Annotated in this window: 3 tRNA genes; all 3 read right to left on the bottom strand. The window is 53.3% G+C overall.

Going from position 1 to position 424, the window contains the following annotated elements:
- Window positions 1–128 precede the first annotated feature (128 nt).
- A tRNA-Ala gene (locus ORL93_RS31010) sits at window positions 129–204 on the bottom strand.
- A 10-nt stretch (window positions 205–214) separates the two neighbouring features.
- A tRNA-Pro gene (locus ORL93_RS31005) sits at window positions 215–288 on the bottom strand.
- 9 nt (window positions 289–297) lie between these two features.
- Window positions 298–371: transfer RNA gene (locus ORL93_RS31000), tRNA-Arg, on the bottom strand.
- Window positions 372–424 lie beyond the last annotated feature (53 nt).

The raw sequence follows: 424 nt of genomic DNA, 5'->3' as shown, positions 1-424 counted from the left end.
TATTAGGCACGCCGCCAGCGTTCATCCTGAGCCAGGATCAAACTCTCCAATAAAGTTAGTTTGTCTAGCATCTAAAATAAAAATTGACGTTTCACGTTGTTTGTTTCGTTCAGTTTTCAAAGAACTTTTGGTGGAGCCTAGCGGGATCGAACCGCTGACCTCCTGCGTGCAAGGCAGGCGCTCTCCCAGCTGAGCTAAGGCCCCAAAATAAGTATCGGGAAGACAGGATTTGAACCTGCGACCCCCTGGTCCCAAACCAGGTGCTCTACCAAGCTGAGCCACTTCCCGAAGGAAAAACGCGCCCGAGAGGACTCGAACCCCTAACCTTTTGATCCGTAGTCAAACGCTCTATCCAATTGAGCTACGGGCGCATATGGTGCCGAGGGCGGGGGTCGAACCCGCACGGTGGTCACCCACCGCAGGA

Origin of the sequence: Bacillus sp. DHT2, from assembly GCF_026241455.1 — a bacterium.
Classification (GTDB): Bacteria; Bacillota; Bacilli; order Bacillales; family Bacillaceae_G; genus Bacillus_A; species Bacillus_A pseudomycoides.
Note: the sequence above shows the minus strand (reverse complement) of the source record. Positions and strands in the feature narration are given on the sequence as shown.